Below are 24280 nucleotides of genomic sequence, written 5' to 3' on the forward strand. Positions count from 1 at the left end.
CGGTGGCAGCGATGGTGCCGGCCGTTCCGGGCGCCGACCCGCTGGGCGACCCGTTTCTGCGCACCCGTCTCGCTCCTCCCGCGAGGCCGGCCCTGTTCCTGCCGCGCCGGCGGCTCGTCCGCCACCTGGACCAGGCCTCGCGTACCCCGCTGACCCTGCTCAACGGACCGGCCGGGGCCGGCAAGACCCTGCTGGCCGCCGACTGGGCCGACGGGCGGCGGGAGCAGGTCGCCTGGCTCACCGTCGAAGCGGGGGACCGGCGGCCCGGGATGTTCTGGGCCTATGTGCGGGAGGCACTGCGCGCCGGCGGTGCGCCGGCGCCGGACACGGCCGGGCTCCCGGCGGACCCGGGCCGGGCGGACCGCCGACTGCTGGTCGCCCTCGCCGCCGCACTGCACCAGCACGACCGGCCGGTGGTCCTGGTGCTCGACGAGTACGACCGCATGGGCGCTTCGGAGGTGGCGGAGCAGCTGGAGTTCGTTCTGCGCCACGCCGGCCGGGGGCTGCGTCTGGTGCTGGTCACCCGCACCGAGCCGCCGCTGCCGCTGCACCGCTACCGTACGGCCGGCGAGCTGACGGAGATCCGCGCCGCCGAACTGGCCTTCACCCCGGAGGAGGCCGCCGCGCTGCTGGAACTGCACGGACTGGGTGGTCTTCCGCCGTACGCGGTGCGTGACTTGGTGGACCGTACCCGGGGCTGGGCGGCCGGGCTGCGGCTGTGCGCCCTGGCCGCCCGGGAGAGCGCCGACCCGGAGCGGTATCTGAAGGAGTTCGAGGCGGACCGCGGCGCCATCGCGGACTTCCTGCTGGCCGAGGTGCTCCGGGGCCGGCCGGAGGAGACGCAGGACCTGCTGCTGCGCGTCAGCGTCCTGGACCGCTTCCGTCCGGATCTGGCGGACACGCTGACCGGCCGGAGCGACGCGGAGCCGATCCTCGTCGGGCTGCACCGGGCGAACGCCTTCGTCGAGCGGCTGGAGCACTCGTGGTACCGGCTCCACCCCTTGTTCGGGGAGATCCTCCGGGCCCATCTGCGGGTGCGTCTGCCCGGCCTTGAGCCGGTACTCCACCGCCGCGCCGCGCGGTGGTGGCGGTGTCAGGGGGTGCTGCCGGAGACGCTCGCCCATGCCGCCGCCGCGGGTGACGGGGATCTCGCGGCGGGCGCCCTGGTCGACGACCTGGCGATCGGCCGGCTCCTCACCGGCCCGGACGCGGACGAGCTGGCGCGGACGACCGCCCCGGTGGGAACCGGGACCAGCAGCCCCGCGGCGGATCTGGTGCGGGCGGCGCGCGATCTGGCCCGGTGCGATGTCGAACGCGGTCTGGCGGGACTGCGGCACGCCGAGGAGCGGCCGGCCGGTGGCAGGGCGCCGGGCGAGGCCGCCGACCAGGCCGTGGACCCGGCGGCCGCCCGGCTGAGCCGCGCGCTGCTGGAGGTACTGGCCGCCCGGCTGACCGGCTGCCCCCGGGCGGCCGAGCGGGCGGCCGCGACGGCCGACGGGTTGCTCCGGGAGGTTCCGGCCCGCCTGCTGGAGCGGCATCCGGAAGTCCCCGCGCTGCTGCTGACCCATCTGGGATCGGTACGGCTGTGGGCCGGGCGCTTCGAGGAGGCACGCGCCGCCCTGACCACCGCGGCCGGTGCTCCGGTGGCGGCCTGTACCGCCCTGCCTCGCGCGGAGTCGATGGGGCATCTGGCCCTGCTCGACTATCTGCACGGCTGGCTCGGGCGGGCGGAGCGCAGGGCCCTGGCGGCGGTGTCCGAGACGGAGCGGCTCGACGGCTCCCGGCCCCCGGGCTGCGGCCTGGCGGCGCTGGTGCTGGCCGCGGTGGCCGTCGACCGCGATGAGCTGGACCGGGCCCGGGCCCTCCTGGGCGCGGCGCCCCGCCCGCCGGAAGGGCGTGATCCGGTGCCGGCGGCCGGCCGGGCCCTGGCCACCACCCGTCTGCTGCTGGCCGGTGGAAACACCCGGGCCGCGGTCGAGGCCGCGGATCCGGCCGTCCCCACCGCCGTGGCCTCGCCCTGGGCGGCCGGCCACACGGCGCTGGTCACCTCCGCCGCCCGGCTGGCGCGGGGGCGGCCGGACGAGGCCGCCGAGGCGCTCCGGGGCGTACCCGGGGACCAGCCCCTGTGCGCCGTGGAGGCCGCGGCCCTCTCCCTGGCCGCGGGGCGCCGGGAGGCGGCGGTCGACCTGCTCGACGCCCTCCGCGCCCGGGGCGGAACGGGACCGGTGGTGAGCGTACGGGCGGCACTGGTACGGGCCCGGATCGCGGAGCGGGCCGGGGACACCCAGGCCGCCCGCGAGCTGGTGGCACGGGCGCTGCTCGACGCCCGGCGCGAGCGGCTGCGGCGCCCGTTCCTGGACGCCGGCACCTGGATCCGCCCCCTGCTGGACGCGGCCCCCGCGCGCGAACTGGCGGCGGGCTGGCTCGTACCGGGGCCCCCGGGGCACGGCACACCGCCCGGCCCGGAGGCCCGGCCCGCGCCGCTGGTCGCGGTGGAGCTGAGCGCACGCGAGCACGATGTCCTGGAGCGGCTGGCCGGGATGATGTCGACGGAGGAGATCGCCGACGACCTCCAGGTGTCGGTGAACACGGTGAAGACGCATCTGAAGGCCGTGTACCGGAAGCTGGCGGTGAACCGGCGGGGCGACGCGGTGCGGCGCGCCCACGGCCTCGGGCTGCTGTGAACGTCCCGCCGGCGGGACGCGGCCGCGTGGGGGACCGACCGCGAAGGGAGCCCCCATGACCGGGACCGGTGGAGCCGGGACCGGTGGCGCCCCGGCCACGGCCCGCGAGGCGCGCCGCGCGCGCCGTGCCGAGCGCCGGGCCCGGGCGGACTACACGGGTGGCGTCTACGGCTCCGTGCTCGCTGCCTCGGTGGTGATCGGCGCCGGCTCGCTGGGCTCGTATCCCCGTACCGAGCTGGTCCTGCTGCTGTTGCTCACCGGCGCGGTGTTCTGGATCGCGCATGTGCACGCCCGGCTGTTCGGGGCGCATCTGGCGCAGTGGAGCCCGGACCGCCGGGTGGTGCTGGAGGTGTGCCATGACGAGTGGCCGATCGTCAAGGCCGCCGTCCCGCCGGCGGTCGCGGTGGCCGCCAGCCCGCTGCTGGGTCTGGACGTCCGGGGTGCCCTCTGGCTGGCCCTCTCCGTCGCCGTGGCCGGCCAGGTGGGCTGGTCGGTGGCCGCGGCCCGCCGCGCCGGTGCCCCACTGCGGCTGATGGCCGCCACCGCGGCCGTGAATCTGCTGCTCGGCCTGCTGATCATCGGTTTCAAGCTGGTGCTGAAGCACTGACCGGCGGGCGTTCGCACGGTGCGCATGGCGCCCCTCACCCGTACGGGGTGAGGCAGGCGGGGGGCGGGGAGGCGGACGATCGCGGTGGAGGCGCCTGCCCGCCCGTCCTGGACCGTCCGGGAAAGGACCGCCCGTGCGCAACGAGATCCGGGTCGAGATCCGTGTCGAGGGACAGCTGTCGGAAGCGCTGGTCGCGGCCTTCCCGGAGCTGGGCCATGTGGTGATGGCCGGGCAGACCGTCCTGTTCGGGCCCGTCGTGGACGAGGCCCAGCTGTACGGGCTGCTGGCGCGCTGCCAGTCGCTGGGGCTGCGGGTCCTGGGAGATGCGCCAGTTGCCGGGGTGACCCTCAGAGCTGTTCGGCGGTGATCCGGCCGGTGCGGCGGGCGTCCTCCAGCGCCGCGAAGTCCCGCTCGTTCCGGTCGGCGTAGGACTGGGCGAACTCGGCGAGCGCGCGGTCGAAGCGGTCGCTGCCGCCCAGGTACGCGGCGAGGGCGATGGGATCGCCCGAGCGGGCGTGGGCCCGGGCCAGGGACGCCCCGCAGAGCCGGCCGAAGAGGGCGAGCAGGCCCGGCCCCATGGTCTCCGGCCGGGCGATGCCCTTCCAGTCCCACAGCTGGCGTACGTAGAAGTCGCGGCCCTGCCCGTCCAGGCCCGTCACATGGGTCCAGCCCAGGAAGATGTCGCCGGCCGTCTGCATCAGGCGCTGCCCGGCCACCACTCGGTGGCCCTGGTTGTCGTAGCGTGCGCCGTCGGTGTGGGCGGCGAGCACCGACTCCTGCGCCTCCTTGGCCTGGAGGAGCAGCGGGTCGTCGTCGTCCCTGCCGAGCAGGAGCAGTACCCAGCAGCGGGTGCCGACACTGCCGACGCCCACCACCTTCCGGGCCATGTCGACCAGCCGGTAGTGGCGCAGCAGATGCCGGCGCTCGGCGGGCAGCGTCCGGGCGTACGCGCCCACGAGGGTGCGCAGCTCCTTCTCCCGCCCGGCCTCGGACGGGTCGGCCGCCAGCTGGGCGAGCGGAGTGATCAGCGGCGGGTCGGGGGTGAGGCGCCGGCCGTCGGCGGTGACCCGGGTGAGCTTGGCGAACGCCTGGAGGTGGGTGCGGGTACGGGCCCGCGCGGTGGCTCTGGCGGTGCGTTCCACCGCCTCCCCGCCGATCGAGGAGGCCAGCTCCGCGATCCGGTCGGCGTCGTCCAGGGCGTACCAGACGTCGAGGGTCCGCATGCCCGCGAACGCCCGCATCCGCTCCCGGTACGCCTGTACGCACCCCCGTGCGATCCGGTTCTGCTCCTTCACCGGGAAGCCGTTCGCCCGGCCCGCGATCACCAGGCCGGCCGCCAGCCGCTTGACATCCCATTCGAACGGCCCGGGCAGGGTCTCGTCGAAGTCGTTGATGTCGAAGATCAGCCGCCGCTCCGGTGAGGCGAGCAGCCGGAAGTTCAGCGGGTGGGCGTCTCCGCACAGCTGCACCCTCAGCCCGCTGCCGGGCAGGGGCGCCAGATCGCCCGCCATGATCGCGGCGGCGCCCCGGTAGAAGCGGAACGGCGACTCCAGCATGCGGCCGTAGCGGATCGGCACCAGCTCCGGCACCCGCTCGGCCGACTGGCGTTCGATCACCTCGACCGGGTCGGGCCGGTCCGGTTCCGGCTCGTACCAGCCGTGCGAGGACCGCGGCGCCCGTCTGCGCGCCTGCCTGCCGTGGGCCGCCCGCTCGGCCGGTGACGGATGCCCGTGGGCCGCACTGGGCACGATCATGGTCGGACCTCCTCGTCCGCGGACTCACCGCGCTGCCGGCGCAGGCCCGACTGGACCGCGCTCGCCAGCATCCGTGCGGCGACTCCCACCAGCAGCAGTCCTCCCACCATCTGCCAGATCGCCAGGATCCGCCCGGTCTGGGATCGGGCGGTGATGTCCCCGTAGCCGACGGTGCTGAAGGTGGTGAGGGTGAAGTACAGGGCGTCCGTCCTGGTCAGCGGCTCGGTGAAGGAGCCGGGCGCGGAGCGGTCCAGCAGGTAGTAGGCCGCGGCGAAGAGGACCAGGAACAGCACCAGGGTGGCGGCCAGGGCCTCGGCGGCCCTCAGCCTCGGGTGCGGTGAGCGCCCGATGGCCCGCGTCTCCCAGGCGAACACCGCCAGCACCGCGAGCAGGCCTCCCGCGAGCAGCGCCGCGGCCTGGGCGGTGTCGCGCTCGTCCAGGGGCAGCAGGTAGTAGGCGGTGACCAGGCCGGCGGCGATGGACAGGGCGCGGGCCGCCCCGACGGCCGCCGCCCACCGGCGGAGCCGGCGCGCGTCCGGCCCGGGCCGGCGGTGGTCCGTCCGGGCCGTGCTCGGATCACTCATCCCGTGTCTCTTCGTCCATCCGGCCGGTCCGCCCGGCCGTCCGGGATCCATGGCACCTCCGGGGCGGTGCCGAGGGATCACCCGTGGCGGGTGAGGCGGTCCGGGCACGGCCTTCGGCACGCTGGAACCGGCCCGGAACCGCTGCCGGCGCGGAAGCCGCCGCGGCCGGTGTCCCGGACGTCAGGAGGCAGGACATGACCGCACAGACCTATCTGGCCTACGACTTCCCGGTGCTGGGCGCCTTCTGGAGCATGCTCTGGTTCTTCCTGTGGATCCTGTGGATCATCCTGCTCTTCCGGGTGATCGCCGACATCTTCCGCGACGACGCCCTGAGCGGCTGGGCGAAGACCGGCTGGCTGGTGTTCTGCGTCTTCCTGCCGTTCCTGGGCGTGTTCGTGTACGTGATAGCCCGCGGCCGGAACATGGGGCGCCGGGAGGCGGCCCACGCGCGGGCCCAGCGGCAGGAGTTCGACGACTACATCAGGCAGACCGCCGGTGGCGGGCGGCCCAGCAGCAGCGAGGAGCTCGCCCGGCTGACCGAGATGCGCGACCGGCACGCCATCACGGACGAGGAGTTCCGCCGGGCGAAGGAGCTGGTGCTGACCGGCCACGGTCCGACCGGGCCCGCAGGACCCACCGCCCCCACCTCCGGACGATAGACGTCCGCACCATCCGAGACGAGGCGCGAGATGACCACGACACACAGCCGGCCGGCCCACCCGGCGAGCGCGGACTGGGCTTCCGGCCTGACGGCCTTCGCGGCCGTGATGCTGTTCCTGGTCGGCCTGCTCGACATCTTCCGGGGCGTCATGGGCATCGCCAACGACGACGTCTTCGTGACGACGCGCGACTATGTGTTCGCGTTCGACCTGACCGGCTGGGGGTGGATCCACCTGGTCCTGGGCGCGGTCGCCGTGATCATCGGCATCGGGCTGCTCCGGACCGCGACCTGGGCGCGGGTGGCGGGCGTGGCGGTCGCCGGGCTCGCCATCATCGCCAACTTCCTCTCCCTTCCCTACTACCCGGTCTGGTCGGTCGTGGTGATCGCCATGGCGGCCTTCGTCATCTGGGCCCTGTGCGTGGTCAGGCGCGACGGCCCGTCCGACCTGTTCGCGTAGCGCCGGGGCGGGCGGGGACGCCGAGGGCGAGCAGCGCGGTGTCGTCGTCGACGCCGTCGCCGAGACCGTCCAGCAGGGCGGTCAGGGCCTGGACCAGCCCTGAGGGCGGGGGGCCGTCGAGGCGGGTGGCGAAGGCGTGCAGGGCCTCGTCCCCGTAGAGGTCGGTGCGGTCGGGTCCGGTGCGGGCCTCGGTCAGGCCGTCGGTGTAGAGCAGCAGGGTGTCGCCGGGGGCGAGGACGGTGGTGGCCGCGACGAAGTGCGGGTCGGGCAGGACGCCGACGAGGAGTCCGCCGGGGGTGGGCAGGAAGTGGGCGGTGCCGTCGGCGCGGGTGACGAGGGCGGGCGGGTGGCCGCCGGAGGCCAGGCGGACGGTCACCTCACCGGTGTCCCGGTCGGGTTCCAGGACGCCGAAGATCGCGGTGCAGTAGCGGGGGTCGTCGCCGGTGTAGCGCTCGTGGAGCACGGTGTTCAGAGTCCCCAGCGCCCCGGCGGGGTCGGGGTCGTGCAGGGCGGCGGTGCGCAGGGTGTAGCGGGTCAGCGAGGTGACGGCGGCGGCCCGGGGGCCCTTGCCGGACACGTCGCCGAGGAAGAACGCCCAGCGCTTCCCGTCCAGGGGGAACAGGTCGTAGAAGTCGCCGCCGAGCCGGTCGGGGGAGGCCGTGTGGTAGTGCACGGCCGTCTCCAGCCCGGGCACGGCCGGCAGCTCGGCGGGGAGCAGGGACCGCTGGAGCGCGGCGAGGGCTTCCGTCAGCCTGGCCCGGTCGGCCTCGGCCTGCCGGCGGGCCTCCTCGGCCTCCTGCTGCCGGCGCAGCAGCTCCTGCTCGTAGGAGCGGCGGGCGGAGGCGTCGAAGACGGTGGTGCGGATCAGCAGGGGCTCCCCGTCGCCGCTGTGCTTGACGACCGAGGAGACCAGGACCGGCAGCCGTCCGCCGTCGCCGGTCCGCATCTCCAGGGCGACGCCGGTGATCCTGCCCTGCATCCGCAGCAGCGGGGCGAAGTGGGTCTCGTGGTAGAGCCTGCCGCCGACGGTGAGCAGGTCGGCGAACCGCTTGCGGGCCACCACCGCCTCGCGGTCCGTCCCGAGCCATTCCAGCAGGGTGTTGTTGATCTTGGCGATGGTGCCGTCCATCAGCGTGGACAGATATCCGCAGGGTGCCGACTCGTACAGTTCCTCGGCGCTGTCCTCCAGCAGGGCGCTGAACGCCGCGTCCGTCGTCCGGTCGTCGCCGTCTCCCGCCCCGTTCGGTTCGCGCGGCTCCGGGTCCTCCGCTGTCCGGCACATCACCGCGGATGCTCCAGGAACCGGAGGATCGCGGCCGCGGTGGCCTGGGGCGCGGACAGCTGCGGGCAGTGCCCCGTGGCCTCCAGCGTCACCAGGACGGAGCCGGGGATCCGGTCATGGACATAGGTGCCGACCTCACGGGGCGCGATGGCGTCCTGGGCGCATTCGAGGACCAGCGTGGGAACACTCACCCCGTCCAGGTCTCCCCGGGAGTCGGAAAGAAACGTGGTGCGGGCGAAGACCCGGGCCATCTCGGGGTCGGTGGCGCAGAAGCTGCCGGTCAGCTCCTCCCCCAGCTCCGGCCGGTCCGGGTTGCCCATGATGACCGGGGCCATCGCCGCCGACCAGCCCAGGTAGTTGGACTCCAGCGACTCCAGCAGCTCGTCGATGTCCTCCGCGCTGAACCCGCCCCGGTAGCCGTCGGAGTCGATGTAGCACGGGGACGGCGCCACCATCACCAGCGCCCCGAAGCGCTCCGGCGCGGCCTGGGCGGCCAGCACACCGACCATCGCGCTGACCGAGTGCCCCACGAAGGCCACGTCCCGCAGGTCCAGCTCCTCGCAGATGTCCACGACGTCCCGGGCGTAGCCGGCGAGGGCGGAGTACCGCTCCTCGCTCCACGCGGACGGCTCCGACCGGCCCGAGCCGACGTAGTCGAACAGCACGACGCGGTGGCGCCGGGCCAGCGCGGGCAGGACCAGCCGCCACATGTTCTGGTCACAGCCGAAGCCGTGGGCCAGCACCAGCACCGGCCCGTCCTCCGGGCCGGTCACCACGACGTTGTTCCTGCGGCGTACATCCATGTCACTCATCCTGTCATCACCGTCGAGGGCCATCCGACCGCCGGCCGTCGCCCGGCGGTCGGATGGTCGGGCGGTCGGGTGGTCGGGGCCTTCAGGAGACCTGCTCCCGGGGCGGTCCGGGGAGCAGCCGGCCGAAGCCCAGGGCGGGGAACGCCTCGGCGGCCATGCGCAGCAGTCTCTCGGGCTGGGCGGCGAGGCCCGCGACGGCCACGATCCACCGCGAGTGGCCGTTCTCCGACAGGTGCTCGGTGAGCAGATGGAGGCCGGCGACATCCATGAAGACGGTGTCCCGCAGGTCCCAGGTGACCGCGGTGATCTCCGGTGGCAGGGCGGCGCGGCTGGCGCGCAGGCCGGGCAGGGTGTCGAAGTCGATCACGCCGTGCGGGGTGATCCGGGCGGTGGTGCCGTCGATGGTGGTGGTGCTGTGCATGGTGGGCGTGCCCCCTCTCAGGGGGTGGTGAGCCCAAAGGCGAAACGCCCCTCGCGGGGCGCGCCGACGATGGCGGTGCCGAATGCCCGGGAGGGGGGCGATGTCCAGCACCATGGCCGGCCTCGCGGGCCGGCCAGTCTCTTCGTCCGTCAAGCGTTGCACACCGGCAATGGTCCACGCCACAGCCCACCCGGGGTGTCGCCTGCCGCAGGCGGCGAAAGGCCAGCTCAGGGGCGGTCCTCGGGTACGGGCCGAGAGCGCCGCCGCCGGGTGGCGGCGACGGCGGCGAGGGCGGCAGCCAGGACCAGGACCAGTGATCCGCGGAGCCACACCCCGGCCTCGATCCGGGTGGCGAGCAGCACACAGGAGGCGGCGCCGAGGACGGGCAGGACGCTCGGGGCGCGGAAGTGGCCGGACTCACCCGGATCGCGGCGCAGCACCAGGACGGCGGTGTCGACGATCAGGAAGACCACCAGGAGCAGCAGCACCAGGGTGGACGCCAGGGTGGCCGTGCTGCCGGTCAGCGCCAGCAGCAGGGCCGGCACGGTGGTGGCGGCGATGGCCGCCCAGGGGGTGCGGCGGCCGGGCAGCACCCGGATCAGGTGCCGATACGGCCGCTGGCGCAGACCTGGCGGGCGACGTCCCGTAGTTTGATGTTGCGCTCCTGGGAGTAGCGGCGCAGTGCGGTGAACGCCTGGTCCGGGTCGAGGCGGTGGCGTTCGCGCAGGATGCCGATGGCCTCGCCGATGACGTCCCGGGTGGCCATGGCCTCTTCGAGCTGAGCGTGGGTGCGGGCGCTGGAGAGGGCGACCGCGGCGTGGGAGGCGAGCAGCCAGCCGGTGGTCTCACTGGCCTCGGTGAAGGAGGAGGGCCTGCGGGAGTAGAGGTTGAGGGCTCCCAGCTCCTCGTCCTCGGTGTAGAGCAGGAAGCCCATCATGCTGCCGATGCCCAGGCCGGCGGCCTCCGGTACGAAACGGGGCCACCGGTCGGGGTGCGCGGTGAGGTCGCGGACGCGGAAGACGCGTTCGGCGTCGTGCCGGATCACGTCCAGGCAGGGCCCCTCGCCCAGGTGCTCCTGGAGTTCGTCGGCCCGGGTCACCAGCTCGTCGGTGGGTGCGAGGGTGCGGACGGTGCGGCGGCGTACGAGGAGGATGCCGGCCGCGTCGCAGCCGTCCATCTGTTCCACGGCCGACTCGGTGATCCGCTTGAGGGTGGCGTCCACCGAGGGCTGCGCGAGCAGGTCGCGCGCCAGCGTCGCCATCCGCCGGGCGAACTCCGCCCAGTCGCCGTCGTCCATCGTCGCCTCCAGGCTCCGGCCCGCCGGCCCGGGTGTGCGTCGCGGCCACCGGGGCGGCGGGAGCGTCTGCGTCCGCGTCGTCCCCCTACCCTGCCAGGTCGCGCCGATCACCAGCGGCAGGCCGCCGCGCCGTGGAGCGCCCGCGGCCCGCGCCCGCGGGGGCCTGCCGGCGGCGGCTCAGAGGTCGAACTCGTGCGGCGGCAGGTCGAGCGCGTAGCACGCCTCGCGCACCACGGACTGCTCGGTCTTGTCGAAGTCGCCGTCCGCTCCGCCGATGACGATGCCGATCTGGACGACCGCGCGGGCCTCGGCCGGCTTCTTCTTCGTCTTGGCGATCTCCTGGAGCACGCTGACCTTGCCGAAGTCGAAGTCGGCCGTGAGCTTGGCCAGGTTGTCCTCGAAGCGCCGGCGCAGATCCTCCGCGTCGAAGGCCCCCAGCACCTCGTTGGAGGCGATGAGCTGGGCGACCCGGCGCCGCTCGGCGGCGTCGATGGTGCCGTCCGCCGCGGCGACCAGCGCGCACATCGCCATGGAGGCGTCGCGGAAGGCTCCGGACTTCAGGTCGTGCTTCTTGGCGATCAGCTGGGTCTGCATCTGCGATGCCGACTCCCTGATCCGGTCCCACAGGGCCACGCCGTCTCCTCATGGATGGGAAGGGATGGGAAGGGATGGGAAAGGGGGTGAGGAAGGGGATGGTCCGGGCCGGGTCAGCCACCGGCCCGGACCACCCGTCGAGCACTTCTACAGTGATGTAGAAGTTACCAGATCGGCGCGGCCCCGGAGAGCCCCTCAGCCCTCCTCCGCCTCGCCACCCTCGTCGTCCCCTTCGAAGAAGTCGCCCACCTCGTCGACGACTTCCGCGGCGACCAGGCCGCCGGCCACCCCCACCGCGAGCCCGGCGGCGCCGGCCGCGACCGCCGTGCCCGCACCGGGCCCGGAGCGCCGGCCCGGGCCGTGCTCGTCATGGTGGCCGTGGGCGGTGTGGTCGGCGTACCCGGAGCCGAAGGCGCCGGGAGGGCGGCGGTCGGCCAACCGGTCGAGCCAGCTCTCGACTCGGGCGTTCCAGTCGGTGCGGGTGGCGTCAGCGTGGTCGACGGTGACGCGGGTGAGCGCGTCGCCCCCTTCGTGCGGGTACCCGCTCCGCTTGTCGGCCTCCAGGACGACCTCCACCCCGGCCGGGTTCGCCAGGAAGGTCACCTCGATCTCGTTGACCCGGTCTGCGTAGGCGGGCGCGGGGGTGAGTTCGATCTCCTGGTAGAAGGGCAGCCGCTGGCCGGTGCCGGAGATGCGCCCGGCCTCCAGGTCGGTGGAGGCGAAGCCGAAGCCGAGCTGTCCGAACGCCTCCAGGACCGCTTCCTGGACGGGCAGCGGGCGCACGGTCAGCGGGTCGAGGTCACCCTTGTCCCGGGCGCCGGCCACACCGAGCTCGGTCCGCACCCCCAGGGCGATCCCCAGCTGCTGGCCGTGCAGTTCGGTGATCGGCGTCTCCCACGGGAGGGTGATCGAGAACGGCACATCGCGCCGCTCGCCCGCTGCCAGGCGGAAGGGGCCGCCGACCACCTGCCGGTCGAAGGCCGCCGTACCCGCGGACTCACCGTCGCCGTGCTCGGCCTCCACCCGGGCCACGAGCTCCAGGGTGATGTGCTCGATGGTGAAGTCGGCGTCACCGCCCTCCAGATGGACCTGTCCGCCGAGCACGCCGCCCGGGGCCACCGCACCGGGATCGAGCACCGTGTCGACCTTCGGACCGCCGGCACCGAGCGAGCCGAGTAGCCGTTTGAACACCATCAGGGAGTCCACTCCTTCGTGTGATGCGGACATGCGATACGGATCGTTCACGGCACCGTCGGGCAACCGGAGACGTCTGCCATCCCTCGCTTTTTCTACACGCATGTAGAAGCATAGGGGGTGCGCGACCGCCCGGGATCCCGGCGACGCGGCCGGCTGTCTACCATGAGGGGATCGTCGGTGAGGGGTTCGCTCGGGGGATGCTGAGGGTGTTCTCGGTGGATGTCAGGCACGGGGCGCGGCACGTGGTGTTCGTGCTGCGCGGCGAGCTCGACTTCGACAGCGCGGTGCAGCTGCGGGAGGCCGGCGAGAGGGAGCTGGCCAGGGGTGCGGATGCGGTGGGCCCGGTGGTGGCCGACTGCGCCGCGCTGGAGTTCTGCGACTCCTCCGGCATCAGCGCGCTGGTACGGCTGCACCAGCGGCTGGCCGCGGCGGGCCGGGCGCTGCGGCTGGCGTCCGTACCGGGTTCGGTGGCCCGGCTGTTCTCGCTGACCGGCCTGGACCAGGTGTTCTCCGTGTACGCCGATGTGCCGGCGGCGCTGGCCGCAGGCGCCGGCCCCGATGATCCGGCCCGTTCGAGTGAGGGGCACCAGGCATGACGCGCGTACCGGAACAGCAGTCACCCCGGAGCACCACCGGCCCGTACGGGGTCGCGGGCGGCGGCGCGGAGGACGATCTGCGGGCGCTGTTCGGGCAGTCGACGGCCGTGTTCGCCTCGCTGGCCGGTCCGGCGCACATGCTGGAGACGGCCAACGACGCGTTCTTCGCCGCGATCGGCGGCAGCGAGCGCACCCGTACCGGCGTGCCGCTGGGGCAGTTGATGCCCGAACTGGCCGAGCAGGGGTTCACCGCGCTGCTGGACCGGGTCTACCGCACGGGCAAGCCCTTCACCGGACGCGATGCCCGGGTGGTGCTGGGGCAGGGGGACGCGGCGCGAGAGGCGTTCTTCGACTTCACCTACGAGCCCCGGCTGGACGTCGGCGGCAATGTCGTGGGCGTACGGGTCATCGGGGTGGAGACCACCCAGGTCAAGCACGCCCAGCGGCTGACCGCGGAGCACCGGGTGCTGCTGGAGCAGATCGCCCGCCAGGCTCCGCTGCCCGAGGTGCTGGAGGGGATGGCCCGGGCCATCGAGGAGCTGGCCCCGGAGGAGGTGCTGGTCTCGGTGCTGCTGGCCGACGCCGACGGCCGGCATCTGCGGCACGGCGCGGCACCCAGCCTGCCCGACTTCTACAACCAGGCCATCGACGGCATCGCCACCGGCGAGGGCGTGGGCTCCTGCGGCACCGCGGCCCACCGCCGCCGCCCGGTGATCGTCACCGACATCGCCACCGACCCGTTCTGGGACGACTTCCGCGAACTGGCCGGCCGGGCCGGGGTGGCCGCCTGCTGGTCCACCCCGATCCTGGCCCGGGACGGCTCGCTGCTGGGCACCTTCGCGATGTACCACCGCGTCCCGCGGGCGCCGCGCGCGGCCGACCTCGCCCTGGCCCGGGTCTTCGCCGACACCGCCGCCCTGGCCGTCGAACGCCACCGCGACGAACGGGCGCGGCGGGCGGCCGAGGACCGGGAGAAGGCCGCCCGCGACGACCTCGCCTTCCTGCTGGAGGCCAGCACCACCCTGTCCTCCGATCTGGACGCCGACCAGACCCTCCGGCGGCTGGCCGCCTCCTGCGTACCGAGGCTGGCGCCCCTGTGCGCGGTCGACGTGATCGAGGGCGGGCGGGTGCGCCGTATCGCCACCGCCGCCCCCACTCAGGGCCGGCGGGAGCTGCTGGCCTCCCATATCCCGGTCTACGACGCCGCCGACGACGCCGTGGCCCGGGTGCTGGCCTCCGGTATCAGCGAGGTCGCCCGCCGCACCCCCACCGGCCCGGGCCCCTGGCACGACCTGGGCGTCACCGGCTACCTCTGCGTCCCGCTCACCGACCGGGGCGCCACCTTCGGCACGGTGACCCTGCTGTCCACCGGTGAGCACACCTTCGACGGCCACGCGGTCGCCCTGGCCGAGGAGCTGGCCCGCCGCGCCGCCTCCGCCGCCCGCAACGCCCGCCAGTACACCCACCGCGTCACCCTCGCCCGCGACCTCCAGGCCGGGCTGCTCCTCCCCGAGCTGCCCGAGGTGCCGGGCGCCGACGTCGCCACCTCCTACCACCCGGCCGGCGAAGGGCTCGACATCGGCGGCGACTTCTACGACATCTTCCCCCTCGACGACGGCAGCTGGGCGTTCCTGCTGGGCGATGTATGCGGACGCGGCGCCATCGCGGCCACCACTACCGCGCTGGTCCGGCACACCGCCCGGGCCGTCGCGCCGCTGCTGCCCGGCCCGCAGGACGTCGTCCGGGCCGTCAACCGGGCCCTGACCAACCGGCCCGACAGCCATGGCACCGGCTTCGTCACCCTGGTCCACGGCCGGCTCACCCCCACCCCGGACGGCCTGGACATCGAACTCGTCCGCGCCGGCCACACCCTCCCGCTCCACCTCGACGCCCGGCACACCGCGCACCCCATCGACTCCCCCGGCACGCTGCTCGGCATCTCCGCCGACCCGCGGGTGACCTCCCACCGGCTGCGGCTGCGCCGGTACGAGAGCCTGCTGCTCTACACCGACGGCCTCACCGAGGCCCGGGACGCCCACGGCGAGCAGTTCGGCGACCAGCGCCTCGCCGACGCCCTGACCGCCGCCCCGCACCGCCCCACCGCCCAGCAGGTCATCGACACCCTCACCGGCGCGGTGCACACCTTCACCGGTGGCCGCGACATAGACGACGACCAGGCCGTCCTGGTGCTCACCGCCACCTGAGCGGGGGCGCCCGGAGCCGGGCAGCCGGCGGCAGTGTCAGTGCGCTGACGTAGTCTTCCCGCCGTCACATCGACCGGGAGGATCAAGAGAGTTGACCGGCTTGTCCGCATTTCCGCTGCCCTTTCACGCTTCGCGTTCCCTGGCGTTCGCGGCACCCCGCACGCTGCGGGAACTCCAGATGATGCGGTGCAGCGCCGCCATCCGGGAGAAGCCGGGGTGGTTCGAGAAGACGCACGACGCCGGGATCGTCGCCCGGTGGACTCAGGAGGCGGTCGCCCAGGGCCTCACCGAGGCGCAGGTGCGCTATGTCATCGCCGAACTCGCGCACTACGCGGCGATGCGGGACGAGCGAACCGGCATCGAGGTGTCGGCCGTGGACGGGGTGTGGCAGTCGGACACCCTGATGGACGACGGGCTGAGGTCCCGGCTGCGTGAGGCGGTCCGGGCGCTGGAAGAGGTCCCCGAAGCGGAACGGGACTGGCACCCCGGATCCGGCGGCCAGGTACTGGACCTGGTGCATCCCTCACTGTTCTGCCTGGTGAGAGGGGTGAGCGGGGCGCCCGAGCGGGCCTGGCGGAACCCGACGGACCACTACTCGGCGTACGAGTTCTCGGAGAAGTTCCAGTGGCTGCCCACGGACGTCGAGGTCGCCGCCGACGGTGAGGTCGCCTTCCGTTCGTATGTGAACAACGTCCACCCCGAGACCCACCGCGAACTCGCCGCCGTCCTGCCCGACCTGTTCGCGCGGCTGCGCCCGCTGCTGGAGAACGTACTCACCGATCTGCGCCATCCGCGCCCGCTGCGGATCGAGGCCGACCCCTACGGGTGGTACGACGCGGAGCCGGTGCGGCCGGAGAAGTCCTCCTACGGCGAGGACACGGCGGCCTACTGGGCGGCCCTGAGCGCCTGGAAGGCGGCCCAGAGCGACTGGTGGGAGAACCGCCGCCCCATCGTCCCGGACGCCCCGGCCTTCACCCCGCCCGAGCCGCCCGACGCGGCCGCCCGGGTCGATCTGCGCGGCCGCCGCCTCCAGGTCATCGTCAAGCTCGCCACCATCCACCTCACCCCGGAGCAGCCCGAGTACGCGGGCGGTTCCTGGCATGTCGAGGGGATGCTGAACGAGCGGATCGTCTCGACCGGCATCTACTACTGGGACAGCGAGAACATCACCGAGAGCCGGCTGGGCTTCCGGGCGGCACTCGACGACCCGGCCTATGAGCAGAACGACGAGAACGGTCTGCGCGAGGTCTACGGGCTGGAGGACGAGGACGCGCTGAACCAGCCGCTGGGCTCGGCATCGACCCCGGCCGGCCGCTGCCTGGCCTTCCCGAACGTCCTGCAGCACCGCGTCGGCTCCTTCCGCCTCGCCGACCCCACCCGCCCGGGACACCGCAAGATCCTGGTGTTCTTCCTGGTCGACCCGTCGGAGACCATCGTCTCGACCTCCGATGTGCCACCGCAGCAGCCCTGGTCCGACACGTCCACCATGACGCTGGAGCAGGCCCAGGACTTCCGCGAACAGCTGATGCGGGAGCGCACGTTCTTCGTGGACGAGCACAACGAGCAGCTCTACGAACGGGAGTTCTCGCTCTGCGAGCACTGAGCCATGTCGGCTGCGGAGGGGGGACGGTACGGGGCGGGTGGACCGGTCACGTGGACAAGACGGGTCCACTTCCGGTGGGGCGGGGCGCGAAGGGCCATGTCGGGCCGGGTGCCGCGGTGGACAGGGCGGACAAGTCCCGGTGCGGCCGTTGACCCCGGTTCGGTGCGGTCCCTAGGTTCTGCGTCAGCGCCGGGCCCGCGCGCCGCGCCCCGAGCGGGACACCTTCCGCCGTGCCGTTCGGGGCCCCGCCCTGTCCCCCCACGGCTGAAAGGCACGGCACTCGCATGAAGCGTCTCATACCCGACCTCCCCATCTTCCGCTCCCGCAGACGGCGTTCACGGTGTGCGGGCACCGCCCTCGGCGCGGCGGCGGCCGTGCTGGCGCTCGGGGCGGGGGCCCAGCCCTCAGCCCTGGCGGACACCTCCGGGGGTCCCACTCCCCGTACCGCCGCGCCCGCGGCGCCCGCCGCCTCCGAGGCGCCCGGTCCGGAAGCCGCGGGTACAGAGCGGGCGTTGGAGCGCAGGATCGCCTACGGCGCCTCGGGGCGCTCCTGGCGTACCGAGATCCGGTCCCCCGGCTCCTCGTATGTGAAGGTGCACTTCGCCTCGTTGAAGCTGGCCGGCGACGACTATGTCAGCGTCTCCTCCCCCGACGGGCGGGAGAAGCACACCTACTACGCGGACCCCCGGCGCGGCTCGGACCGCACCGAGCACGGCCACCGGGGCTTCGCCGCCCTGTCCATCGACGGGGACACCGCGGTCGTCACTCTGCACGCCACCGGCGCCCGCCAGGCCCAGCGGCTGGGCCGGGCGGGGTACGGGGTGGCCGTCGACCGGATCTACCGGGGCTTCGACGCCGCGGAGCAGCAGGCGCAGGACCGCAAGGCCAGGAGTGTGTGCGGTCGGGACGCCCGCCGCGACGTGGTGTGCTATCGCGGCAGCCACCCCACCGAGTACGCCCGGGGCGGCGCCGTCGCCCGGCAGCTGCTCAACGGCCGCGGCCACTGCACCGCCTGGCGGGTCGGCACCACCAACCGCATGGTGACCAACAACCACTGCCTGGGCAGCGCCGCCGATCTGCGCGCCAGTGAGTTCCAGTTCGACTACCAGTGCGCCACCTGCGGCGGGAACGACCCCAGGCCGGGCACCAAGGTGAGCGGCGCCGACTTCATCAGGACCAGCTCGTCGCTGGACTACACGCTGTTCAGCGTGAACAGCTTCGACAGCATCCGCTCGTTCGGCACCCTCTACCTCGACGCCCGCACCCCGCAGGCCGGTGAGCGCATCTACATCCCCGGCCACGGTGACGCCAAGGCGAAGCGCCTGTCCATCTACGAGGAGAACGACGGCGGCGCCACCTGCAAGATCGACGTCGCGGTGCGGGGCGAGGACACCGGCTACCGCTGCGACACCTCGGGCGGCAACTCGGGCTCGCCGGTGCTGGCGGCCTCCTCGCACAAGGTGATCGCCCTGCACTGGGGCGGGGGCTGCCCCAGCGGCACCAATATCGGCACCCGCATCCAGCTGGTCTACGACCAGATCAGGGGGGACATCGACAACAACGGCTGAGGCCGGCGAGCGTGGGGCGGGTACGGGCGCATGCTGCCCGTACCCGCCTCGCGCGTCAAACGGTGCGGTCCGGCGGCTCAGCCCTCGGAGTTCCGCGGTCGCTCCTGGTCGGCCTCGGGCCGGCGGCGGCTGGAGGCGCGCACGATCAGCCGGGTCGGGAGGACGAAGGTCTGCGGAGGCGTCCGGTCGCCGCGCAGTCGGGAGAACAGCTGCTGGGCCGCCTTCTGGCCGAGCGCCGCCGGGTCCTGGTGGACGACCGTCATGGACGGTTCGATCAGGTCGGCCAGCTCGATGTCGTCGTAGCCGACGAGGGAGAGCGGGCTGGTGAGGCCTCGCACTGCGTACAGCGCGAGCAGGGTGACCCGGTTGTCGCCCGCGATGACGGCGGTGACGGTGGCGGAAGCGGTGGGGCGGCTCCAGGTCCGGAGGGCGTGCAGCAGCGAGTCGCGGGTGTGCGGACCCATGGACACACGCGGGGTGCCGGGTAAGCCCAGGGCCTGGTGGGTGTGGACGAAGGCGTCACGGCGCTGCCGGGCCGTCCACCGGTGCGGGGCGCCGCCGAGGAACCCGATGTGCCGGTGGCCGTGCGCGACCAGGTGCTCGACCGCACCGCGTACCCCGCCCTGGTTGTCGCTGAGGACCGCGTCCACCGCGCCCCGGGCCGGGCGGCCCAGGTAGACGAGGGGGATACCACTCCCCGCCACCTGGGACTCCGTACGGGCCGCCTCGCCGGCCGGGACGACGATCAGTCCGTCGACGCAGCGGGAGGCCAGGTCGTGCAGCAGCCGGCGGTCCGGAGCGGTCGACCTCTCGGCGGAGACGGTGATCAGGTTGTACCCGTGCAATCGGGTCTCCCGTTCCACCGCGGCGGCGATCTGCGCGGAGAAGGGGCCGGCCAGGGTCTCGACCACCAGGCCGACGGTGTGGACCCGGCTGCGCGCGTCGGGGCCCGTGGCGCGGAACCCGAGCCGTTCGATGGCGGCCCGGACGCGGTCGGCGGTGTCCGGGCGCACCCCGGGGCCGCGGTTCACCACCCGGGACACCGTCTTGATGGAGACATGCGCCTCCGCCGCCACGTCGGCCATGGTCGGCCGGTGTAGGGGCCGGCGTACGGCTCGGAAGCCGGAGAGCGCTGTCATGTCCCGATCAGAACAGAAGCCGGGGGCGGGCACAACTCCCGTCCCGGGCATGGTCGTTCACCGTACCGGCTCACGGTGTTCCGCTCGGGTCGCTGCTCGGGGTGGCGTCGGCTGTCGGAGAGGGGGTGGGCGACGGAGAGAGGGTGGAGGTGGGAAGGGGGGTGCTCGGGGGTGTGGCGGTGGGGGTGCCCGGGTCCGGGGACGGGGTGGTGGAGTCGGTGGGGGACGGGGTGGGGGTGGGTGTGGGAGAGGGGGAGGACGGGGTGGGGGTGGGGGTGCCGGGGGTGGTCGGGGAGCCAGTGGGGCGGGGAGTGGGTGAGGGGGTGGGGCGGGGACTGGTGGTGGGGCGGGGGCTGGGAGCGGGGGTGGGGGTGGGGGAAGGTGCGGGGCGGGGGCCGGGGGGTGGGCCGATGATGATGTCCGGGTCGGTGGGGCGGGTGGCCGGGGTGGTGCCGCCGGCGCCGGGGCTGTGCGGGAGGGTGCCGCTGCCGTCGGGCACACCGTGGGCTCCGGTGCGGTAGAACGCCAGCCAGTAGCGGACGGTCCTGAGGTACGCGGTGGAGTGGTTGTAGCTGAGCACCGCCCGGTCCAGACCGGCCGGGAGGGCCAGGTCCCGGTCGCCGGCGCAGAGGTAGCGGCCGGCCGCGAGGGCGGCGTCGAAGACGTTGTCCGGGTCCGCGCGCCCGTCGCCGCTGCCGTCCGCGCCCCACCTGGCCCAGGTGGAGGGGATGAACTGCATCGGGCCGACGGCGCGGTCGTACTGCGGATGGCCGTCGTACGCCCCATGGTCGGTGTCCGCGATGACGGCGAAGCCGTTGCCGTTCAGGACCGGGCCGAGGATACGGCCCCGGGTGGTGCCGTCGGCCGCCACGGCCCCGCCGCGTGCGTGCCCGGACTCCACCTTGCCGATGGCGGCGAGCAGTTGCCAGGGCAGCCGGCAGCCGGGGTCGCCGCGGCGCACGGACTCCTCGGCCGCGCGGTAGGCGGCGAGCACCGTGGCGGGGATCCCGGACTCGGCCCGTACCAGCGCGGCGGCGGGCGGGGTGAGCGGGCCGGTGACGGCGGCCAGGGGCGGGAGTTCGGTGTGGTACGAGCCGTCGGTCTGGCCCGGGAGGAGGGGGCCGGGGACCGGCAACCCTCCGGGGGCCGCGATGCCCGGGGTGCCGTTGCCACCCGGGGCGGCGAGGGCGGTGGCCTGGTCCCCGCCGCCCTGGGCGCCCTCCTGGACCGGCGCCTGGGAGGCCGTGAGCACGGTGACGGCGGCGGCCGCCAGAGCGGCGCGGCGGATCCGGCGGCACGCCCTGCGGCGGAGCCTGAAGCGCCGGGGCGGGGCCGCGTGCCGGGGCGACCTGCGGGGCGGGGGCGCGGCGGCCGGGTCGGGGTGCGGGTCGTGGGTGGGGGTCACGGTGGCTCCTCGGGTCGGCCCCGGGGGGTGGGGAGCACGGGGCCGACGGTGGGGGTCGGGGGTCGATGGGAGGGCGGGGTACGGGGGGTCAGTCGCGGCGGGCGATGACGCGGTAGGCGTTGGAGAAGCGGCTGCGGCGCAGCAGAGGGCTGAGCAGCAGGTCGATGCCGTACGCGGCGAGCAGGAAGGGGGCCGCCGCCCAGACCAGGGCCCAGCGGGCGGCGTGGGCCGCCGGGGTAGGGCGGGTCGCCGCCCAGGGCACATCGTCGGGCGGCAGCACGCGGCCGAGCAGGAACCACACGGCGCAGACCAGGTCGACCGGGATATGGGCGTCGGTACGTTCGGCGGCCACCACGGTGAAGCCCAGGCCGGTGAGCCGGTCGCAGAGGTTGGCGAGCGGGATGAAGTTGAGGTGCTGAGGCTGGAACCAGGGCATCCAGAGGTCGCCCAGCAGCCGGCCGGTGCGGGACTCGGGGTCCGGCACCTCGATGAGGAGGTGGCCTCCGTGGTCCAACACGGTGCGAGCGGCGGCAAGTTCGGAGTGCGGGTCGAGGGTGTGCTCCAGGTAGTGGAACATGCTGACCGCGTCGTAGCGGCCCGCCATCCCTTCGGCCAGGTCGGTGAGTTGGCCCTGGTGGGCCTCGGCGATACGGCCCTGCCGCTGGGCGAGCAGCACGCTCTCGCCCATGTCCAGCCCGTCGAAGCGGGTGCGGGGCAGCAGCTTTCCAGCGCTGGCGGGGAAGTGGCCGTGCGCGGTGCCGACGTCGAGCCAGCGGCCGGGGCGGGTGTACCGCAGCAGGGCGCGCACACTGCGCTGGAACCGCTTCTCGCTGCCCCTGCCCTCGAACATCCGGGCGGTGGTCTCCGCGCCGAGGCCGTCGTAGAAGTCGCGGTAGTAGAAGTCCAGGCCCTCCTGGCTGAGCCGCGGGTTCTGGAAGATGTGGCCGCAGGAGAGGCACTCGTCCAGCACGAACCGGCCGGGCTTGCGCTGCACATGGTCGACGGTGCGCAGCTTGACCCTCAGATCGGGTCCCAGGCACCAGGGGCAGCCGGTGCGGCGGGGCAGGAAGAAGCGGTCGGTGCCGCCGGCCAGTTCGGCCTGGTAGGCGGTGCGGAGCTTGGCGATCTGCTCAGTAGTGGCTGCCATGGGGAGTTCCTTCCTCCTGGGCGGGTGGGGCCTGGCCCGGTGGGGCCGGGGCTGGTGCGGCCTGGCCGGGTGGGGCCTGGGCTGGTGAGGTGGCCTGGGCCGGGGGGTGCCGGGTGGGGTTCCGGGCGAGCTCTTCGAGGTGTTCGGCGGCGGCGCCGGCTCCTCCGGCGCGGTGGAAGGACGCCCTCAGCCGGCGGGCGGCCCCGTGGTGGCGCGGCTCGGTGAGGACGGTGTCGAGCGCGGCGCCGATCTGGGCCCGGCCGGCGCGGCCGAAGCGCAGCCGTACCCCAGCGCCCGCGTCCACGACCTGCCGGGCGACCACCGGCTGGTCGTCCCGGATGGGTGCGACGACCAGCGGGACCCCGTGCCACAGCGTCTCGGCGACGGTGTTGTGCCCGGCGTGGCAGATCACCGCGGAGACATGGCCGAGCAGGGCGCGCTGCGGGACGAAGGGGCGTACGAGGACGGTGGGGCCGGTGTCGGCGGCCGCCAGGGCGCCGCCCGGGTCGGCGACCACGGCCCGCAGCCGGTCGGAGCGTTCCCGCAGGGCGGCGGCTGTCTCGGTGAGGAAGCGGGCCCCGGCGTCCTGGTTGACGGTGCCGAGGGTCACCAGGACGAGGGCGGCATCGGGCTGCCGGTTCAGCCACTCCCAGGGGAAGTCACCGTAGCCGGGGCGGCCCGGCAGTGCGGGGCCCACGAACCGGAGGCCCTGGCGCGGCTGGTGCGCGGCGCCGAGGAACTCGGGGGTGGTGAAGGCCAGGGTGAGGTACGGGGAGAAGCGCGGGTCACCGGTGGCGGCGGGGTCGCCGAGCCGGGCGCGGGCACCGGCCAGCAGCTCGCTGAGCCAGGCGGCCACCGAGGGCATCTGGCCGAGGGTGTCGGTGAGTTCGGCGGAGGTGGTGGCCGAGGTGGCGTACGGGACGCCGAGCCGTTCGGCGACCAGGGCGCCGGCCAGGGCCTGCTGGTCGCTGACGACCACATCGGGGCGGAAGTGGTCGACGGCGGCGGTGACGCCCTCCGCCATGGCGTCGGCGAGCGGGACGAAGAAGTCCCGCCAGAGGAACTGGAGGGCGGCGACCCCGCGCAGCTCCGGGGGCCGCCCGTGCAGTCCGTCCGGGCCCGCGCAGACATAGACCTCCGCCTCCTCGCCGACCAGGCGGCCGATGATGCCGGGGCGGCCCGCCCAGGCCACGGTGTGGCCCCGGGCGGTGAGTTCGGCGGCGACCTCGGCGGCGGGGTTGATATGGCCGCTGAGCGGCGGCACCACGAAGAGGTAGCGGCTCACCGGGCGGTTCCCGTCACCGGGTGGACCGCGTCCGGGACGGTCGGCGCCGGGCGGGCCGCGTCCGGGGCGGTCGCCAGCGGGCGGGCCGCGTCCAGGGCGGTCACCGCCGGGTGGACCGCGTCCGGGGCGGTCGGCGCCGGGCGGGCACGGGTGTGCTCGTCCAGCCAGGCCAGGGTCAGGCCGGTGACCTCGGTCGGCGCCTCGACCAGTACGGAGTGCTTGTGGCCGGGGACGATGACCCGGCGGCAGCGCGGCAGTACGGCGGTGAGGTGCGCCGACTCGGTGGCCACCAACCCGTGTTCGCCGTTGACCAGCAGCACCGGGCAGCGCAGGGCGGCCAGTTGGTCGGGGGCGGGGCGGCGGCTGTGCGGGATGTCCCGGGTGATGGTGGTCGCCCGGATGAGCCGGCCGGCGTTCCGGCCCAGGCGGGCGATCCGGGCGTCATGGACCGGGTCGCCGGTGCGGGTGGAGGACACGGTGCCGTACTGCTCGGTGAACCAGGCCAGCGCCTGGTCCTCGGGAAGGGTCTCGGTGGCGCGGTGCAGCGCCCCGGCCATGGCCTCGGCCCAGCCGGAGCCGGCCGGGCAGCCCTCCACGGCCGTGAGGCTGGCCACCCGGTCCGGGTGGTGCAGGGCGAAGTCGAAGGCCAGGGTGGCGCCGAAGGAGTTGCCCACCAGATGGACGGGTTCGGTGAGGCCGAGGGCATCCAGCAGGGCGTCCAGGTCGGCGGTGAAGTCCTCCACGCGGTAGCCGGTGGGCGGGCGCTCACTGCGGCCGTGGCCGCGCAGGTCGTACATCACGGTGTCCCAGCCGTGCGCCGCGAACGCCGGGGCGAGGGTGAAGTAGAAGCTGGCCAGGGTGTCGATGAAGGCGCCGTGCAGGAAGACGGCGACGGGCGGGGCCCCGGAGGTGTCCTCGGAGGGGTCCTCGGGACCGAGGCGGGCCACATGGTGCAGCAGGCCGCCGGCGCGGACCATCACCAT

At 74.2% G+C, this 24280-nt stretch carries 21 protein-coding genes and 2 pseudogenes; 9 read left to right on the forward strand and 14 right to left on the reverse strand.

Features of this window, described 5'->3' with window-relative positions; all coding sequences use genetic code 11:
* Positions 1–11 precede the first annotated feature (11 nt).
* The 3 genes and pseudogenes from ABZ945_RS15135 (at position 12) to ABZ945_RS15145 (ending at position 3635) form a co-directional block, all read left to right on the forward strand.
* Positions 12–2684, forward strand: a complete 2673-nt coding sequence (locus ABZ945_RS15135; RefSeq protein WP_361268935.1) for a LuxR C-terminal-related transcriptional regulator — start codon at positions 12–14, stop codon at positions 2682–2684.
* Positions 2685–2739: 55 nt separating this feature from the next.
* Positions 2740–3291 carry a hypothetical protein gene (locus ABZ945_RS15140; protein ID WP_361268677.1) on the forward strand — a complete coding sequence of 184 codons (552 nt, stop codon included), beginning with the start codon at positions 2740–2742 and terminating at the stop codon, positions 3289–3291.
* Positions 3292–3436: 145 nt separating this feature from the next.
* Positions 3437–3635 (forward strand): annotated as a pseudogene (locus ABZ945_RS15145) (hypothetical protein).
* Positions 3636–3638: 3 nt separating this feature from the next.
* On the opposite strand, the gene ABZ945_RS15150 reads toward ABZ945_RS15145, so the two are convergent.
* Complete coding sequence (locus ABZ945_RS15150; protein WP_361268680.1) at positions 3639–5045, reverse strand: DUF2252 domain-containing protein; 1407 nt, start codon at positions 5043–5045, stop codon at positions 3639–3641.
* Entirely contained in the window at positions 5042–5629 is a 588-nt protein-coding gene (locus ABZ945_RS15155; RefSeq protein WP_361268682.1) for a potassium channel family protein, read from the reverse strand. Before ABZ945_RS15155 ends, ABZ945_RS15150 begins: the two co-directional genes overlap by 4 nt.
* A gap of 194 nt (positions 5630–5823) precedes the next feature.
* Here ABZ945_RS15155 and ABZ945_RS15160 point away from each other — a divergent pair, with 194 nt between their 5' ends.
* Both ABZ945_RS15160 and ABZ945_RS15165 read left to right on the forward strand, forming a co-directional pair.
* A complete protein-coding gene (locus ABZ945_RS15160) occupies positions 5824–6288 on the forward strand; it encodes an SHOCT domain-containing protein (protein ID WP_361268684.1) in 465 nt (154 codons plus the stop codon).
* 30 nt (positions 6289–6318) lie between these two features.
* The gene (locus ABZ945_RS15165) at positions 6319–6747 is read left to right on the forward strand and encodes a hypothetical protein (protein ID WP_361268687.1); all 429 of its coding nucleotides are present in this window, start codon (positions 6319–6321) and stop codon (positions 6745–6747) included.
* Here ABZ945_RS15165 and ABZ945_RS15170 read toward each other — a convergent pair.
* The 7 genes and pseudogenes from ABZ945_RS15170 to ABZ945_RS15200 form a co-directional block, all read right to left on the reverse strand.
* A complete protein-coding gene (locus tag ABZ945_RS15170; protein WP_361268690.1) occupies positions 6713–8029 on the reverse strand; it encodes a SpoIIE family protein phosphatase in 1317 nt (438 codons plus the stop codon). The two genes, ABZ945_RS15165 and ABZ945_RS15170, sit on opposite strands and share 35 nt — an antisense overlap.
* Positions 8029–8832, reverse strand: a complete 804-nt coding sequence (locus ABZ945_RS15175) for an alpha/beta hydrolase (RefSeq protein ID WP_361268938.1) — start codon at positions 8830–8832, stop codon at positions 8029–8031. Before ABZ945_RS15175 ends, ABZ945_RS15170 begins: the two co-directional genes overlap by 1 nt.
* A 91-nt stretch (positions 8833–8923) precedes the next feature.
* On the reverse strand, positions 8924–9262 hold the full coding sequence (locus ABZ945_RS15180; RefSeq protein ID WP_361268693.1) for an STAS domain-containing protein: 339 nt from the start codon (positions 9260–9262) through the stop codon (positions 8924–8926).
* 227 nt (positions 9263–9489) lie between these two features.
* Positions 9490–9864 (reverse strand): annotated as a pseudogene (locus tag ABZ945_RS15185) (amino acid permease); the annotation flags it as partial.
* Complete coding sequence (locus tag ABZ945_RS15190; protein ID WP_361268696.1) at positions 9861–10559, reverse strand: GAF and ANTAR domain-containing protein; 699 nt, start codon at positions 10557–10559, stop codon at positions 9861–9863. The pseudogene ABZ945_RS15185 and the gene ABZ945_RS15190, both read right to left, overlap by 4 nt.
* Positions 10560–10736: 177 nt before the next feature.
* The gene (locus ABZ945_RS15195) at positions 10737–11192 is read right to left on the reverse strand and encodes a TerB family tellurite resistance protein (RefSeq protein ID WP_361268698.1); all 456 of its coding nucleotides are present in this window, start codon (positions 11190–11192) and stop codon (positions 10737–10739) included.
* Positions 11193–11348: 156 nt separating this feature from the next.
* On the reverse strand, positions 11349–12347 hold the full coding sequence (locus ABZ945_RS15200; RefSeq protein WP_361268940.1) for a sporulation protein: 999 nt from the start codon (positions 12345–12347) through the stop codon (positions 11349–11351).
* Positions 12348–12547: 200 nt separating this feature from the next.
* Here ABZ945_RS15200 and ABZ945_RS15205 point away from each other — a divergent pair, with 200 nt between their 5' ends.
* From ABZ945_RS15205 to ABZ945_RS15220, 4 genes are all read left to right on the forward strand, one after another.
* Positions 12548–12946 carry an STAS domain-containing protein gene (locus ABZ945_RS15205; RefSeq protein WP_361268701.1) on the forward strand — a complete coding sequence of 133 codons (399 nt, stop codon included), beginning with the start codon at positions 12548–12550 and terminating at the stop codon, positions 12944–12946.
* The gene (locus ABZ945_RS15210) at positions 12943–15150 is read left to right on the forward strand and encodes a GAF domain-containing SpoIIE family protein phosphatase (protein ID WP_361268704.1); all 2208 of its coding nucleotides are present in this window, start codon (positions 12943–12945) and stop codon (positions 15148–15150) included. Before ABZ945_RS15205 ends, ABZ945_RS15210 begins: the two co-directional genes overlap by 4 nt.
* A gap of 91 nt (positions 15151–15241) precedes the next feature.
* Positions 15242–16753: a DUF4246 domain-containing protein gene (locus ABZ945_RS15215; RefSeq protein WP_361268707.1), complete on the forward strand. Its 1512-nt coding sequence runs from the start codon at positions 15242–15244 to the stop codon at positions 16751–16753.
* Positions 16754–17037: 284 nt separating this feature from the next.
* Positions 17038–18321, forward strand: coding sequence for a serine protease (locus tag ABZ945_RS15220; RefSeq protein WP_361268710.1), 1284 nt, complete (start codon positions 17038–17040; stop codon positions 18319–18321).
* Between the two features lie 77 nt (positions 18322–18398).
* On the opposite strand, the gene ABZ945_RS15225 is transcribed toward ABZ945_RS15220, so the two are convergent.
* The 5 genes from ABZ945_RS15225 to ABZ945_RS15245 form a co-directional block, all read right to left on the reverse strand.
* A complete protein-coding gene (locus ABZ945_RS15225) occupies positions 18399–19406 on the reverse strand; it encodes a LacI family DNA-binding transcriptional regulator (protein WP_361268713.1) in 1008 nt (335 codons plus the stop codon).
* A gap of 124 nt (positions 19407–19530) precedes the next feature.
* A complete protein-coding gene (locus tag ABZ945_RS15230; RefSeq protein ID WP_361268943.1) occupies positions 19531–20748 on the reverse strand; it encodes a lytic transglycosylase domain-containing protein in 1218 nt (405 codons plus the stop codon).
* A gap of 205 nt (positions 20749–20953) precedes the next feature.
* Positions 20954–22012, reverse strand: a complete 1059-nt coding sequence (locus ABZ945_RS15235) for a class I SAM-dependent methyltransferase (protein ID WP_361268716.1) — start codon at positions 22010–22012, stop codon at positions 20954–20956.
* On the reverse strand, positions 21996–23297 hold the full coding sequence (locus ABZ945_RS15240; protein WP_361268719.1) for a glycosyltransferase: 1302 nt from the start codon (positions 23295–23297) through the stop codon (positions 21996–21998). Before ABZ945_RS15240 ends, ABZ945_RS15235 begins: the two co-directional genes overlap by 17 nt.
* Positions 23294–24280: an alpha/beta fold hydrolase gene (locus ABZ945_RS15245; protein ID WP_361268721.1), complete on the reverse strand. Its 987-nt coding sequence runs from the start codon at positions 24278–24280 to the stop codon at positions 23294–23296. Before ABZ945_RS15245 ends, ABZ945_RS15240 begins: the two co-directional genes overlap by 4 nt.

This window comes from Streptomyces sp. NPDC046887 (genome assembly GCF_040644755.1).
GTDB classification, from domain to species: Bacteria; Actinomycetota; Actinomycetes; order Streptomycetales; family Streptomycetaceae; genus Streptomyces; species Streptomyces lichenis.